This window comes from Streptomyces sp. NPDC020379 (genome assembly GCF_044387105.1).
Lineage (GTDB): Bacteria > Actinomycetota > Actinomycetes > Streptomycetales > Streptomycetaceae > Streptomyces.
The window spans coordinates 148,063-163,122 of record NZ_JBIRVR010000001.1 but is presented as its reverse complement, the minus strand read 5'-3'; the positions used below and the strand labels follow the sequence as shown (position 1 = coordinate 163,122).

Here is a 15,060-nt window from a genome sequence, read left to right as displayed (position 1 = left end):
TTACGCCTCCGCCTTGGTGATGCCGAGGGTTCCGGTGGCGTCCTCGTGGTATTCGAGTTGCTGCCTGCGGTTGGGGATGAGTCCTTCGGGCCGGAAGCGCATGAGGAGGATGAGGGCGAGGCCGAAGGCGAGGAGTTGGTAGTCGTGGAGGAATTGGAGTTTGGCGGGGATGAGATAGAGGAGGGCTGCGCCGAGGAGGGGGCCGCGGATGGTGCCCATGCCGCCGAGGATGACGGCGGCGAGGAGGAATGCGGAGTTGGGGGGTACGGGACCGGCGAAGACGTATTGCTCGGGCACGACGGTGTAGGCGACGTGGGCCTGTACGGTGCCGGCGAGTCCGGCGAGGGTGGCGCCGAGGGCGAAGGCGAGGAGTTTGAGGCGGAAGCTGTTGATGCCCATGGCACTGGCGGCGGTCTCGTCCTCGCGGATGGCGATCCAGGCGCGGCCGATGCGGGAGTTGCCGGCTCGGCTGAAGACGAGGACGACGAGGATCGTGATGAGGAGCATGAGGAGGTAGTAGTTGGCGAAGGGGTTGAGGGTGATGCCGGCGAGGTGGTGGGTGGAGCCGAAGTTGTAGCCGTAGAGGTTGAGGTCGGGGATGTTGGGGATGCCGTTGGGGCCGTTGGTGAGGGAGGGGCCGGATTCGCCGTTGAGGTTGCCGACGGTGATGCGGAAGATCTCGCCGAAGCCGAGGGTGACGATGGCGAGGTAGTCGCCGCGGAGGCGGAGGGTGGGGGCGCCGATGACGACGCCGAAGGCGAGTGAGGTGGCGGCGCCGGTGAGGACGGCGGCCCAGAAGGGGAAGTGGACGCCGAGGGTGGAGGCGGTGGAGCCGGAGACGAGGGCCGCGGTGTAGGCGCCGACGCCGAGGAAGGCGACGTAGCCGAGGTCGAGGAGGCCGGCGAGGCCGACGACGACGTTGAGGCCGAGGGCGACGGTCGAGAAGATCAGGATGTTGACGGCGATCAGGGTGTATTGGTCGGTGGACTGGGTGAGGGGGAAGAGGGCGGCGGCGACGAAGGCGGCCGTGATGGTGATGTTGCGGTGTTTGTCGGTGAGTTCGGTGAGTCTGGTGACGAGTCCGGCTTTGCGGAGGGCGAGGGTGGCGAAGGCGGCGAGGATGAGGAAGCCGGTGAAGAGTTCGCCGTAGCCGGTGCCGATGCCGTAGGTGACGAGGTAGAGGGCGATGCCGAAGGCGGCGGCGATGATGAGGATTTCGGCCCAGGCGGGGAGCGGTCGGGCGGTGGGGAGGGGCCGGTCGGTGCGGCCGGGGCGGATGGTGCGCAGGGTGCCGCGGAGTGCGGTGGCCAGGGGGCGGGGCAGTGTGGCGAGGCGGCTGTCGGGCGGGTAGGAGGCGGTGGTGCGGCGGTCGATGGGGAGGCCGAGGGCGCCGGTGAGGGTGAGCAGGGCGGCGAGTGCGGCGATGTAGCCGCCGGGTTCGAGGTTGGCGAGTCCGCCGAGTTGTACGGCGATGGCGGCGAGGGTGTACCAGGTGGTGGCGAGGGTGCCGGCGGCGAGGTAGGTGGTGGCGTCGTGGCGTTGGGTGGGGTTGAGCCAGCGGAGTCCGGGGGTGGGCCGGGTGGCGAGGGTGAGGGCGAGGGTGAAGAGGGCTCCGGTGAGGGTGAGGAGTTGGAGTCCGCCGGGGTAGCCGGTGACGGTGAGGTTGCCGGGGAAGGCGGTGGTCCAGGTCCAGGAGAGGAAGGTGGAGGCGGTGGTGAGGAGGGCGCCGGCGGTGGTGAGGGTGCGGGCGGCGGTGAGGGGGAGGGGGATGACGGGGGTGGTTTCGATGGTGGTGGGGTTGGCTGGGGTCATGGTGGTCACGCCCGATCCGCGACGCGTTCGCCGAGCAGTCCTTGGGGCCTGATCAGCAGGACGAGGATGAGGAGGACGAAGGCCCAGACGTCCTTCCAGCCGCCGCCTCCGAGTTGGTGCATGCCGGGGATGTTCTGGATGTAGGTGGTGGAGGCGGCTTCGGCGATGCCGAGGACGACGCCGCCGAGCATGGCGCCGTAGATGTTGCCGATGCCGCCGAGTACGGCGGCGGTGAAGGCTTTGAGGCCGAGGATGAAGCCCATTTCGAAGTTGATCTGGCCGGCGCGGAGTCCTTGGGCGACCGCGGCGACGGCGGCGAAGGCGCCGCCGATGGCGAAGGCGAGGACGATGATGCGGTCGGTGTTGATGCCCATGAGTTTTGCGGTGTCGGGGTCCTGGGCGGTGGCTTGCATGGCGCGGCCGGTGCGGCTCTTGGCGACGAAGAGGCCGAGGGCGAGCATGCAGAGGGGTGCGGCGATGAGGACGAAGAGGTCGTCGCGCTGGATGTGGATGTTGCTCGCGAGTTCGAAGGCGTCGCCTTGGAATTGGGGGAAGGGGCGGGATTTCTTGGCGTCGGGGTAGAAGGCCCAGACGGTTTGCTGGAGGGCTATGGAGAGGCCGATGGCGGTGATGAGGGGGGCGAGGCGGGGGGCGTTGCGGAGGGGGCGGTAGGCGAAGCGTTCGGCGGCGGTGGCGATGGCGACGGAGGCTGTGGCGCCGCCGATGAGCATGAGGGGGAGGGCGGTGGCGAGGGTGGTGCCGGCGGGGAGCCAGAGGTGGATGGTGAGGGCGCCGAAGGCGCCGATCATGACGATCTCGCCGTGGGCGAAGTTGATGAGTTGGACGATGCCGTAGACCATGGTGTACCCGATGGCGATGAGGCCGTAGAGGGCACCGAGGGCGAGTCCGCTGACCAGCGTTTGCGGCAGTTGGTGCACCGCGGGCCTCCGATGTGGGTGTCGGATGTGGGTCCGCGCGAGGGCGTGGTGGTGGCGTCCTCGCGCGGTGGGGTGGGTGGCCTTGGGTGTGGGGGGTCAGTCCTTGAAGGTGGCGCTCTTGATGGAGTGCCAGGTGTTGCCCTGGACTTGGTAGACGGTGAGTTGTTTGTTGGTGGTGTCGCCGAATTCGTCGAAGGAGACCTTGCCGGTGACTCCGTCGAAGGAGATCTTGCTCATGGCTTCGGTGACTTTGTCGCGGGCGTTGCCGGGGAGTTTTCCGTTGTTGTCTTCGACGGTTTTTTTGACGGCTTGGACGATGGCCCAGGCGGCGTCGTAGGAGTAGCCGCCGTATGCGGCGTAGGGGTCTTTGTAGCCGGCGTTGGCGTAGTTCTTGACGAAGGTTTTGGCGGAGTCGAGCTGGTCGACGGGGTAGCCGACGGAGGTGCCGAGGTCGCCGTCGTTGCTTTCGCTGGAGGCGGTGATGAAGGCGGGGTCGTAGATGCCGTCGCCGCCCATGAGGGGGATGTGGGCGCCGGCTTTTTTGACCTGGTCGGAGAGGAGTCCGCCTTCGGGGTACTGGCCGCCGAAGTAGACGATGTCGGCGCCGGAGTTCTTGATTTTGTTGGCGACGCTGGAGAAGTCGGTTTCCTTGACGGTGATGTGGTCGGTGCCGACGACCTGGCCGCCGAGGTGTTTGAATTCTTGGGCGAAGATGGAGGAGAGGCCGACGCCGTAGGTCTGTTTGTCGTCGACGACGAAGGCTTTGGTTTTCTTGGCGTCGTTGTGGGCGTATTGGGCGGCGAAGCGGCCTTGGATGATGTCGGTGGTGGCGGTGCGGAAGTAGGTTTTGAAGGGGCGGGTTTTCTGGCCTTTGAGCCAGTTGGGGCCTTGGCTGAGTTCGGGGCTGGTGTTGGCGGGTGAGACCTGGGTGAGGCCGGCGCGGGCGAAGACGCCTTGCATGGATTGGCTGACGCCGGAGTTGAGGGGGCCGACGACGCCGAGGACGCTCTTGTCGGCGACGAGTGTGGTGGCGTTCTGCTGGCCGGAGGCGGGGACGGCCTGGTCGTCGAGGGGTTCGGTCTTGAAGGTGATGCCTTTGACTTCTTTGTTGTCGTTGGCGGTGCGGGCGGCGAGGTCGACGGAGTTCTTGATGCCTTGGCCGAGGGCGGAGAGTGATCCGGTGAGTGGGGCGTCGACGCCTATGACGACGGTGGTGTTGGCGCTGTTGCTGTTGTCGGTGCCGCTTTTGTCGTCGCGGGATCCGCATGCGCTGAGGGTGAGGGCGCCGGTGGCGATGGCGGTGGTGAGGACGAGGAGGGAGCGGTGTCGCAAGGTGGGGTCCTTTCCCTGGCGCGGCTGCCTCTGCTGAGGTGCCGTGTCTCCCGCCGGGCGGGGTGGGAAGGTGTGGGTTCGGGTCGTGCGGCGCCCGGGGGTGGTGACTGGCCGTGACTCTAGGGGTGTGCGGCGGTGGGTGGCAGAGGTGCTGGCCATGATGTGACTGTCTTGTTATGACGCAGGTCACTTGGGGGCGTTGCTGTAGCAGTATTGCGCGGACAGTCTTCGCCTTTGGGGTGAATGGCATCATCCAGATAGTGCGAAGGTGTAGTTCCGCTAATGCGTCGGTGGCGCGGCGGGGCCCGGCGTGTGTGGTGTCGGCGGAGGGGGTCGCGGGCGGGGTGGCGGGGGAAGTGGATCGCCGTGGTGCCGCACGGCGTGGGGGTCACGCAGTGTTATGTGGGTGGGGGGCGCCAGTTCTCGGAGCTGTGGGTGGCGCCGTCGGCCGCGGCGCAGCGCTGCTGTGCCTGACGCTCTATCAGTTTCCGGGCGGCGTCGGTGCCGTGCCGCTGTTGTTCGGTGCGGGCGGCCCGGACGATGTCGTCGTAGATGACGTACTGGTCGTTGGACAGGCCCTTTTGTTCCCAGTCGAGTCCGGCCCAGTGGCCGCCGGTGAGGTCCTGGCCGGCCCAGTAGGTGATGAGCTTGGCGCACACCTGGACGGGTGGGTCGGTGTGGCCGGCGGCGCCCTCGCCGTGGGTGTCGGAGCAGCCGGTGGCGAGGGCGGTGGTGAGCAGCAGGGTGCCGATGGCGGTGGGCAGCCGTCGGGGTGTCCGGTGGGTGGGGTCCCTCATGGCCGAAAGGTAGGGCGGGTCGGCCGGGTGAGGAAGGGGTGTGCGGGTGGTGGCGGGTGCGGAGGTGCGGGGTCCGGTCAGGCGGTGGTGTCCGCCGGGCGGAGGGCGCAGGTGAGGCGGGCGGTGCAGACGCGCTTGTCCTGGTCGTCGGTGATGACGATTTCGTAGGTGGCGGTGGTGCGGCCGCGGTGGACGGGGGTGGCGACGGCGGTGATCAGGCCGGAGCGTACGCCGCGGTGGTGGGTGCAGTTGAGGTCGACGCCGACGGCGATCTTGCCGGGGCCGCCGTGGAGCATGGCGCCGACGGAGCCGAGGGTTTCGGCGAGCACGGCGGAGGCGCCGCCGTGGAGGAGGCCGTAGGGCTGGGTGTTGCCCTCGACGGGGAGGGTGCCGACGACGCGGTCGGGGGAGGCTTCGCGGACCTGGAGGCCCATGCGGTTGCCGAGGTGGCCGGCGGAGAAGAGGGCGCGCAGGTCGTGTCCGCTGCCGGCCCATTCGTCGAGGACCTGCTGCGGGAACGTGGTCTGGCTCTGCTCGCCCATGGGTCCGGCTCCGTTCGTCCTTGGTGGTTGCGTGGTGAACGTCTTATCAGGTGGGTGGGGTTGGTGCGGGAGCCGGGTGGGTGATCAGGCCGGACGGGCGGGTTCCACCCTGATGACCAGGGACTTGCTGGCGGGGGTGTTGCTGGTGTCGGCGGTGTGGTCGAGGGGGACGAGGACGTTGGTCTCGGGGTAGTAGGCGGCGGCGCAGCCGCGGGCGGTGGGGTAGTGGACGACGCGGAAGCCGGGTGCGCGGCGTTCGCTGCCGTCGGTCCATTCGCTGACGAGGTCGGCGTAGGTGCCGTCGGCGAGGTCGAGTTCGGCCGCGTCGTCGGGGTTGACGAGGATGACGCGGCGGCCGTTCTTGATGCCGCGGTAGCGGTCGTCGAGGCCGTAGATGGTGGTGTTGTACTGGTCGTGGGAGCGCAGGGTCTGCAGGAGCAGGCGGCCTTGGGGTGCGCGGGGGTATTCGATGCCGGCGGCGGTGAAGTTGGCCTTGCCGGTGGTGGTGGGGAAGCGGCGTTCGTCGCGGGGTGCGTGGGGGAGGGTGAAGCCGCCGGGGCGGGCGACGCGGGCGTTGAAGTCCTCGAAGCCGGGGATGACGCGGGCGATGCGGTCGCGGATGGTGCCGTAGTCCTTCTCGAAGTCTTCCCAGGGGGTGGTGCTCCGGGGGCCGAGGGTGCGGCGGGCGAGGCGGCAGACGATGGCTGTCTCGGAGAGCAGGTGGGGGCCGGCGGGGCGGAGACGGCCGCGGGAGGCGTGGACCATGCCCATGGAGTCCTCGACGGTGACGAACTGGTCGCCGCCGGCCTGGTGGTCGCGCTCGGTGCGGCCGAGGGTGGGGAGGATCAGGGCGCGGGCGCCGGTGACCACGTGGGAGCGGTTGAGCTTGGTGGAGACGTGGACGGTGAGGCGGGCGCGGCGTACGGCGGCTTCGGTGACGTCGGTGTCGGGGGTGGCGGAGACGAAGTTGCCGCCCATGGCGAGGAAGACCTTGGCCTGGCCGTCGCGGAGGGCGCGGATGGCGCGGACGACGTCGAGGCCGTGTTCGCGGGGCGGGGTGAAGCCGAATTCCTTCTCGAGGGCGTCGAGGAAGGCGGGGGCGGGGCGTTCGAAGATGCCCATGGTGCGGTCGCCCTGGACGTTGCTGTGGCCGCGGACGGGGCAGACGCCGGCGCCGGGGCGGCCGATGTTGCCGCGGAGGAGGAGGAAGTTGACGACTTCGCGGATGGTGGGGACGGCGTGCTTGTGCTGGGTGAGGCCCATGGCCCAGCAGACGATGGTGCGGCGGGAGGCGACGATCATTTCGAGGGCGCGCTCGATCTCCTCGCGGCGCAGGCCGGTGGCGCGCAGTGTCTCGTCCCAGTCGGCGGCGCGTGCGGTTCGCGCGAATTCCTCGAAGCCGTGGGTGTGTTCGGCGATGAAGTCGGTGTCGAGGGCGCCTTCGGTTTCGAGGATCAGGCGGTTGAGGGTGCGGAAGAGCGCTTGGTCGCCGCCGAGGCGGATCTGGAGGAAGAGGTCGGTGAGGGGGGTGCCGACGCCGCTGATGCCGCGGGCGTTCTGGGGGTTCTTGAAGCGTTCCATGCCCGCTTCGGGGAGCGGGTTGACCGTGATGATCTTCGCGCCGCCGGCCTTGGCCTTTTCGAGGGCGCTGAGCATGCGGGGGTGGTTGGTGCCGGGGTTCTGTCCGGCGACGATGATCAGGTCGGCCTGGTGGAGGTCTTCGAGGAGGACGCTGCCCTTGCCGACGCCGATGGTCTCCGAGAGTGCGGAGCCGGAGGACTCGTGGCACATGTTGGAGCAGTCGGGGAGGTTGTTGGTGCCGAATTCGCGGGCGAAGAGCTGGTAGAGGAAGGCTGCTTCGTTGCTGGTGCGGCCGGAGGTGTAGAAGACGGCTTCGTCGGGGGAGGCGAGGGCGTCGAGTTCTTCGGCGATGATGTCGAAGGCGCGGTCCCAGCTGACCGGTTCGTAGTGGTCGGCGCCTTCGGCGAGGTGCATGGGCTGGGTGAGGCGGCCCTGCTGGCCGAGCCAGTAGCCGCTGCGGCCGGCGAGGTCGCTGACGGAGTGGGCGGCGAAGAAGTCGGGGGTGACGCGGCGGAGGGTGGCTTCCTCGGCGACGGCCTTGGCGCCGTTCTCGCAGAATTCGGCGGCGTGCCGCTTCTCGCCCTCGGGCCAGGCGCAGCCGGGGCAGTCGAAGCCGTCCTTCTGGTTGACCTTGAGCAGGGTGAGGGCGGTGCGTTTGAGGCCCATCTGCTGGTGGGCCATGCGCAGGGAGTGGGCGACGGCGGGGAGGCCGGCGGCGGCGTGCTGCGGGGCGGCGACTTCGGGTGCGTCCTGGACCGGATCGCTGGTCGGCGGCTTGCCTGCCATCTCGCTCTCCCTTGAGCGGTCGGGTGGTCGCGGATCCGTGCGTGGGTGTGGTCCGCGGATGTCCGTACGTGCTGATCCTGTCACGGGGCACTGACAGGGGTGTCGTCGAGGCGGGCGGGAGGTGCGTGTGGCCGGGATTGTCAGTGGTCCGTGGCAGGATCGGGGGCGTGGCAGCAAAGGCGACGAAGGCAGCGAAGATGAGCGCAGTGACCGGGTCCGAGGCGGCGGGGGGAGACCGGCCCCGGCTGCTCCTGATGGACGGGCACTCCATGGCGTACAGGGCGTTCTTCGCGCTGCCCGCGGAGAACTTCACCACGGCGGGTGGCCAGCCGACGAACGCGGTCTACGGCTTCGCGTCGATGCTGGCGAACACCCTGCGTGATGAGCGGCCCACGCACTTCGCGGTGGCGTTCGACGTGTCCCGTAAGACGTGGCGCTCGGCGGAGTTCCCGGAGTACAAGGCGACGCGTTCGAAGACGCCGGACGAGTTCAAGGGGCAGGTCGAGCTGATCGGCGAGCTGCTGGACGCGATGCGGGTGCCGCGGTTCGCGGTGGACGGCTTCGAGGCCGACGATGTGATCGCGACGCTGGCGACGCAGGCGGAGGCGGAGGGCTTCCACGTCTCGATCGTCACGGGTGACCGTGACTCCTTCCAGCTGGTGTCCGACGATGTCACGGTGCTGTATCCGACGAAGGGCGTGTCGGAGCTGACGCGCTTCACCCCGGAGAAGGTGCAGGAGAAGTACGGCCTGAGCCCGTCGCAGTATCCGGACTTCGCGGCGCTGCGCGGTGATCCGTCGGACAATCTGCCGGGCATCCCGGGTGTGGGTGAGAAGACGGCCACGAAGTGGATCACCCAGTTCGGTTCGTTCGCGGAGCTGGTGGAGCGGGTCGAGGAGGTCAAGGGCAAGGCCGGGCAGAATCTCCGTGATCACCTGGAGTCGGTCAAGCTCAACCGCCGTCTCACCGAGATGGTGCGTGATGTGGCCCTGCCGGTGGGTCCGGACGGGCTGGTGCGCGCGGCGTACGACCGCACGGCGCTGATCGCGTTCCTGGAGGGGCTGGAGATCCGTAACCAGGGTCTGCGGGACCGGCTGCTGGCGGCCGACCCCGGGGCGGAGGCCGAGGAGGAGGCGCCGCCGGCCGCCGGTGCCGAGGTCGACGGTGTGGTGCTGGCGGCGGGCGGGCTCGCTCCGTGGCTGGCCGAGCACGGCTCCGGTCCGCTGGGTCTGGAGATGGTCGACTCCTGGTCGCAGGGCAGCGGCCGGGTGGCCGAGATCGCTCTGGCGTCGGGTGAGGGGCCCGCGGTCTGGTTCGATCCGGCGGAGCTGGACGAGGCGGACGAGCGGGCGTTCGCCGCGTGGAGCGCGGACGCGGCGCGGCCGAAGGTGATGCACGACGCGAAGGCCGCGATGCGGGTCTTCGCCGAGCACGGCTGGTCGGTCGCCGGAGTGGAGATGGATACCGCGCTGGCCGCTTATCTGGTCAAGCCCGGCCGCCGTTCGTTCGCCCTGGACGCGCTGTCGGTGGAGTATCTGGGCCGTGAGCTGGCGACGGCCGCCGCGGGCGACGGGCAGCTGGCGTTCGGCGCGGACGAGCAGGCCGAGGCGGACGCCCTGATGGGCCGGGCGCGTACGGTCCTGGATCTGGGTGCCGCCTTCACGGGCCGGCTGAAGGACGTGGGCGCGGCGGAGCTCCTCACCAATGTGGAGCTGCCGACGAGCGCGCTGCTGGCGCGCCTGGAGCGGGCGGGCATCGCGGCGGACCGCGGCTGGCTGGAGCGGATGGAGCAGCAGTTCGCGGCGGCGGTGCAGCAGGCGGTCACGGAGGCGCACGCGGCGGCGGGCCACGAGTTCAACCTGGGCTCGCCCAAGCAGCTCCAGGAGGTCCTCTTCGGTGAGCTGGGCCTGCCGCGTACGAAGAAGACCAAGACGGGGTACACCACGGATGCCGACGCCCTGGCCTGGCTCGCGGCGCAGACGGAGAACGAGCTGCCGGTGATCATGCTCCGGCACCGTGAGCAGTCCAAGCTGCGTTCCACGGTGGAGGGGCTGATCAAGGCCATCGCTCCCGACGGGCGGATCCACACCACGTTCAACCAGACGGTGGCCGCCACCGGCCGACTGTCGTCCACGGACCCGAATCTGCAGAACATCCCGGTGCGTACGGACGAGGGCCGTGCCATCCGGCGGGGCTTCGTGGTCGGCGAGGGCTTCGAGACCCTGATGACCGCGGACTACAGCCAGATCGAGCTGCGGGTGATGGCCCACCTCTCCGAGGACGAGGGCCTGATCGAGGCGTTCGCGTCGGGTGAGGATCTGCACACCACGGTCGCCTCCCAGGTCTTCGGCGTGGCCAAGGCCGACGTCGATCCGGAGATGCGCCGGAAGATCAAGGCGATGTCGTACGGCCTGGCCTACGGCCTGTCGGCGTTCGGTCTCTCGCAGCAGCTCAACATCGCCCCGGACGAGGCGCGCCGGCTGATGGACACCTTCTTCGAGCGGTTCGGAGGGGTGCGCGACTATCTGCAGCGGGTGGTCGAGGAGGCGCGGGCGACGGGCTATACCGAGACGATGCTCGGCCGCCGCCGCTATCTGCCGGATCTCAACAGCGACAACCGCCAGCGCCGTGAGATGGCGGAGCGGATGGCGCTGAACGCGCCGATCCAGGGCACGGCCGCCGACATCGTGAAGATCGCGATGCTGCGGGTGGGGCAGGCGCTGGAGGCCGAGGAGCTCACCTCCCGGATGCTGCTCCAGGTGCACGACGAAATCGTGCTGGAGATCGCCCCGGGCGAGCGCGAGGCGGTGGAGGCGCTGGTGCGCCGCGAGATGGCCGGGGCGGTGGAACTGCGCGCTCCGCTGGATGTGTCGGTCGGTGTGGGCGGGGACTGGGAGTCGGCGGCGCACTAGCCGCTTCCCTGCGGGCGTCGCGGGTCGGGTGCGGGCGGTTTCGGCTGCCCGCCCCACCGCTGCGCGGCGGTGTCCTCAGGTTCCGGACGGGCTGATGCGGGGGATGCGGGTGCGGATCCAGCCCGCATCGGCGACGACGGGCCTGTCCGGCAACGACAAGCCTGCCCGGCGAGGGCGCGCCCGAAGGGTGGTGCGGCAGGCCGCTCCCGGCCTGCCCCAGCCGCCCAACCCCCTTGGTTTATGCGGCCCCTGTTGCTAGCGTGCCCCACTCCTGACGGTCCATCAGCTGTCTTGGGAGGCGGACGTATGCGCGCACTGGCCGCCGTGGCCATCGGAGTGGCCGCCGCCCTCGCCCTCGTCCTCGCGGTGACCGCGATCGGGCCGCCGGGCGGGCGGACGTCGCCGAAGCCGCTCCTCACCACCGTCCCCGCACACCCCTGAGCGCGGGCCCGCCGTGCGCCGCCGAGCCGGTCTCGTCCTCCTCGCCCTCGCGGTCTTCTTCGCCACCCTGTCGCCGCTGCTGCGCTGGTACGCCTTCCCGCGGCTGGCCAAGGTCCCCGCGGGCCGCTACCAGACCGTCGTCCTGGAGGCGAAGGACGCGACCCTGATCGACTACAGCACCCTGGAGCCGAAGAAGGTCTCCCGGATCACCATGACCGAAACCCTCAAGGGCAATGTGGAGCAGGCCCGCGAGGTCAAGGACGAGACCGGCCGGGACGTCGTCGTCTGGGACACCCTCACCTATGTCGCCGGGCCCGACGGCGCGATGGTCTCGAAGATCCCCGAGCGCTACGTCTTCGACGCGCACAGCCAGGAGCCCGTCCACGCGGGCGGTGAGAACGTCGACGGCACACCGGTGCGCCGCGACGGCATCGAGTTCAAGTGGCCCTTCCTCGTGCAGAAGCGCGACTACCGGTACTTCGACATGCAGACCCGCGCCTCCGCCCCCATCCACTACGGGGGGACCCGGCGCTTCCACGGCCTGAGCGTCTACTACTTCGAGCAGACGATCCCCTGGACCCGCGTCCCCGTGCCGCGGGCGCTGCCCCTGGGCCTCACCCCCGACGCCGTCCGGCAGATCGGCCTGGAGCGCTGGTACACCACCAGGCGCATGTTCTGGGTGGATCCCACGACCGGCGCGCCCGTCAACGGCGAGGAGGAGCACCGGGAGGAGATGCGCTGGATCGGGCACCCCGAGAAGAAGCCGATTCCCGCCTTCTCCGGGGACGTGCGGATGCGCCCGGACTACGTCGACGCGACGGTCGCCCTCGTCACCTCGCAGCGCCGCCTGGTACTGCTGCTCACCAGCTGGCTCCCCCGGGGCTTCCTCGGCCTGGGCGGGGCGCTGCTGGGACTCGCGCTGCTGCTGGAGGCCCGCTCGCGCCGGACACCGTCCGGCGTGATTACCACCGCGGGAGATCAGCGTGCACTTGTTCCGGAAATGTCACACGATGGAGGGAAACCCAAACAGCCGCCCTCTGCGGGGAGCAGCTGAACAGAGGAGGTCCACCGTGAAGGAGAGCTCCGAGGACGCGTCCACCACGTCCCGGCCTGTGCGGCTGTACACCGGCGGTGAGCGGCCGTTCGACCCCGAGGATCTGGTCATGGCGTCGGGCCGGGATGTGACGCCCGAGCGGGTGGAGGCCGCGAAGCGGCTGATAGAGGAGAAGGGACAGGCCGCGGTCGAGCGGTACCTCCCCTGAAGAGATCACGACAGACCGGCGCCGCTCCCGAGGTACGGCGGGAGCGGCGCTTTCTGCTGCTCGCGGGAACCCCGGAAGGTCAGCGGCGGGCGTTCGTCCTGCGCGTCGGAGCCGCCGTCGTCGGGTCCTCCGGCCAGGGGTGGCGGGGGTAGCGGCCGCGCAGCTCCGCCCGTACGGACCGGTAGCCGTCCTTCCAGAACGAGGCCAGGTCGGCGGTGACCGCCGCGGGCCGGCCGGCGGGGGACAGCAGGTGTACGAGCACGGGCACCCGGCCGCCCGCCACCCGTGGTGTCTCCTGCCGGCCGAAGAGCTCCTGGAGCTTGACCGCGAGCACCGGCTGCTCGCCGCCGTAGTCCACCCGGATCCGGGAGCCGCTCGGCACCTCGATGCGCTCCGGGGCCAGCTCGTCCAGGCGCGCGGCGTCGCCGGACGCCCACGGCAGCAGCCGCTCCAGCGCCTTGCCCGCGTCCAGCCGCTCCAGGTCGGCGCGCCTGCGGGCGCGGTCGAGGTCCCAGCCGAGCCAGTCGTCCGGGTGCTCCAGCAGCGCCTCGTCGGACACGTCCGGCCAGGGCGCGCCCAGCTCGCGGTGGAGGAACGCCAGCCGCTGCCGGAGGCCGCCGGCCTCGGGCGTCCAGCGCAGCAGCCCCAGGCCCTCGCGCCGCAGCCCGTCGCGCAGCGCCCGGCCCACGAGCGCGGGGTCCGGGGAGGGCAGGGCGCGGCTGGTCAGCTCCACGGCGCCCAGCCGCTCGACGGAGCGGGCCACCACGTCCCGCCGCTCGTCGGACCAGCCGACCTCCTCGCCCTCGCGGAAGAGCGCTCCCGCGGCCTGTCGGGCCGTGTCCTCGTCGATCAGCGCGCCCAGGGTCACCCGCGCGGACGCGGCCGTCACGGGCCGGTCGGCCACGGCGATCGCCAGCCACTGCCCGCTGCGCAGCCGCGACCCCGCACCCAGCTCGGCGCCCGTGCCGGACACCATGAGATAGGCGCCCTCGCCCCGGGCCCGCGCCACCCGCTCGGGGAACGCGAGCGCGGCGACGAGCCCGGCGACGGCGTCGTCGCCCATCGGCTCATGGCCGGGCCCGCTCGGCGCCCCGCCCTGTGCCGCCTGCTCCAGGCGGCGGGCCTCCGCGCGCCAGCGGGCCGCGTACGCGTCGCCGCCGCGGCGGGCGGTGCGCCAGGCGGCCGCGAGGTCGTCGCCGTACTCGCGCGGGGGCTCCTCGCTGAGCAGGGCCACCACCTCGGCCGCCCGGCGCGTGCCCACCTCGCGCGCGCCGTCCAGCAGAGCGCGCGCCAGCCGGGGGTGGAGGCCCAGGCGGGCCATGCGGCGGCCGCGGTCCGTGGGCCTGCCGTCGGCCGTGACCGCTCCGACGGCGGTCAGTACGTCGCGCGCGGCGGCCATCGCCCCGCCCGGCGGCGGGTCGAGGAGCGCGAGGCCGGACGCGTCGGGGTCGCCCCAGCAGGCCACCTGGAGGGCGAACGCCGTGAGGTCCGCGACCGCGATCTCCGCCGCCGGGAACCGTGGCAGGCGCGCGTCGTCCGCCTCCGTCCAGCAGCGGTACACCGCGCCCGGCGCCTCGCGCCCGGCCCGGCCCGCGCGCTGCCGGGCGGCGGCCCGGGAGGTCCGTACGGTCGTGAGCGCGCTCAGCCCCCGGGCGTGGTCCACGCGCGGCTCGCGCGCGAGGCCCGCGTCCACCACGACGCGTACGCCCGGGACGGTCAGGCTCGACTCGGCCACGGAGGTCGCCAGGACCACCCGGCGGGTCCCCGAGCCGCCCGCGAGCACCGCGTCCTGCACGGCGGCCGGGGCCCGCCCGTGCACCTGGAGGACCTCGGCGCCCAGCGCCTCGGCACCGCCGAGCCGTCCCGCCACCCGCGCGATCTCGCCGACACCGGGCAGGAAGCACAGCACGTCGCCCTGCCGCTCCCCCAGTGCCCGCCGCACCACGTCCGCGACGTGCTCCAGCAGCGCGGGGTCCACCCGCATCCCGTGCGGCGGCCGTACGGGGCGCTCCGGCGGGGCCCACACCACCTCCACCGGGTGCGCGATCCCCTCCGCCTCGACCACGGGGGCACCGCCCAGCAGCCGGGCCCAGCCCTCGGCGTCGGTGGTCGCGGAGGCCGCGACCAGCCGCAGGCCGGGCCGGAGGACGTCCCGTACGTCCAGGAGGAACGCGGCGGCCGTGTCGGCGTCCAGGTGCCGCTCATGGCATTCGTCGATGATCACGGTGTCGACGCCCGCGAGCTCGGGGTCGCGCTGGAGGCGTTGCAGCAGGACGCCGGTGGTGACGACCTCGACGACGGTGCGCGGCCCGGCCCGCCGTTCGCCGCGCACGGTGAAGCCGATCCGGTCGCCGACGGCCTCGCCCAGTAGCCAGGCCATGCGGTGGGCGGCGGCCCGCGCCGCGATCCGCCGGGGCTCGGCGACGATCACGCGCCGCGGCCGCCCCTCACCCAGGAATCCGGCGAGGGCCAGCGGGACGAGGGTCGTCTTGCCGGTGCCGGGGGGTGCGCAGAGGACGGCGACTCCGCGGTCGTCGAGGGCGCGGGTGAGGGCGGGGAGGGCGGCTTGGACGGGGAGTCGGGCGAGGGCTTCGGCGCGGATCACAGGGCCCAGTCTGGCTCAGGCCGGGGGCGGGACTTCCCCCGTCCCCCGCCCC

The 15,060-nt window shown here is 71.3% G+C and carries 11 protein-coding genes; 4 read left to right on the top strand and 7 right to left on the bottom strand.

Annotated features, from left to right (window positions below; genetic code table 11):
• From ACH427_RS00765 to ACH427_RS00740, 6 genes are all read right to left on the bottom strand, one after another.
• Nucleotides 1-1,812 (bottom strand): branched-chain amino acid ABC transporter permease, encoded by a 1,812-nt coding sequence (locus ACH427_RS00765; RefSeq protein WP_398867482.1) that lies wholly within the window; start codon nt 1,810-1,812, stop codon nt 1-3.
• Nucleotides 1,813-1,817: 5 nt separating this feature from the next.
• Nucleotides 1,818-2,750 (bottom strand): branched-chain amino acid ABC transporter permease, encoded by a 933-nt coding sequence (locus ACH427_RS00760; protein WP_398867172.1) that lies wholly within the window; start codon nt 2,748-2,750, stop codon nt 1,818-1,820.
• A 96-nt stretch (nt 2,751-2,846) separates the two neighbouring features.
• Nucleotides 2,847-4,082, bottom strand: a complete 1,236-nt coding sequence (locus tag ACH427_RS00755; protein WP_398867171.1) for a branched-chain amino acid ABC transporter substrate-binding protein — start codon at nt 4,080-4,082, stop codon at nt 2,847-2,849.
• 398 nt (nt 4,083-4,480) lie between these two features.
• Nucleotides 4,481-4,879 carry a hypothetical protein gene (locus tag ACH427_RS00750; RefSeq protein WP_398867170.1) on the bottom strand — a complete coding sequence of 133 codons (399 nt, stop codon included), beginning with the start codon at nt 4,877-4,879 and terminating at the stop codon, nt 4,481-4,483.
• 77 nt (nt 4,880-4,956) lie between these two features.
• Entirely contained in the window at nt 4,957-5,421 is a 465-nt protein-coding gene (locus ACH427_RS00745) for a PaaI family thioesterase (protein ID WP_398867169.1), read from the bottom strand.
• Between the two features lie 84 nt (nt 5,422-5,505).
• Nucleotides 5,506-7,788 carry an FdhF/YdeP family oxidoreductase gene (locus tag ACH427_RS00740; protein ID WP_398867168.1) on the bottom strand — a complete coding sequence of 761 codons (2,283 nt, stop codon included), beginning with the start codon at nt 7,786-7,788 and terminating at the stop codon, nt 5,506-5,508.
• A gap of 197 nt (nt 7,789-7,985) precedes the next feature.
• Between ACH427_RS00740 and polA the strand changes: the two genes are divergently transcribed.
• From polA to ACH427_RS00720, 4 genes are all read left to right on the top strand, one after another.
• On the top strand, nt 7,986-10,700 hold the full coding sequence (gene polA / locus ACH427_RS00735) for a DNA polymerase I (RefSeq protein ID WP_398867167.1): 2,715 nt from the start codon (nt 7,986-7,988) through the stop codon (nt 10,698-10,700).
• A 306-nt stretch (nt 10,701-11,006) separates the two neighbouring features.
• Nucleotides 11,007-11,141, top strand: a complete 135-nt coding sequence (locus ACH427_RS00730; protein ID WP_398867166.1) for an SPW_0924 family protein — start codon at nt 11,007-11,009, stop codon at nt 11,139-11,141.
• 13 nt (nt 11,142-11,154) lie between these two features.
• Entirely contained in the window at nt 11,155-12,195 is a 1,041-nt protein-coding gene (locus ACH427_RS00725; protein WP_398867165.1) for a DUF3068 domain-containing protein, read from the top strand.
• Nucleotides 12,196-12,211: 16 nt separating this feature from the next.
• Nucleotides 12,212-12,403 carry a hypothetical protein gene (locus tag ACH427_RS00720; RefSeq protein WP_398867164.1) on the top strand — a complete coding sequence of 64 codons (192 nt, stop codon included), beginning with the start codon at nt 12,212-12,214 and terminating at the stop codon, nt 12,401-12,403.
• Nucleotides 12,404-12,482: 79 nt separating this feature from the next.
• Here the strand turns inward: ACH427_RS00720 and hrpB are convergent, their stop codons facing one another.
• The gene (gene hrpB, locus ACH427_RS00715; RefSeq protein ID WP_398867163.1) at nt 12,483-15,008 is read right to left on the bottom strand and encodes an ATP-dependent helicase HrpB; all 2,526 of its coding nucleotides are present in this window, start codon (nt 15,006-15,008) and stop codon (nt 12,483-12,485) included.
• Nucleotides 15,009-15,060: the final 52 nt, after the last annotated feature.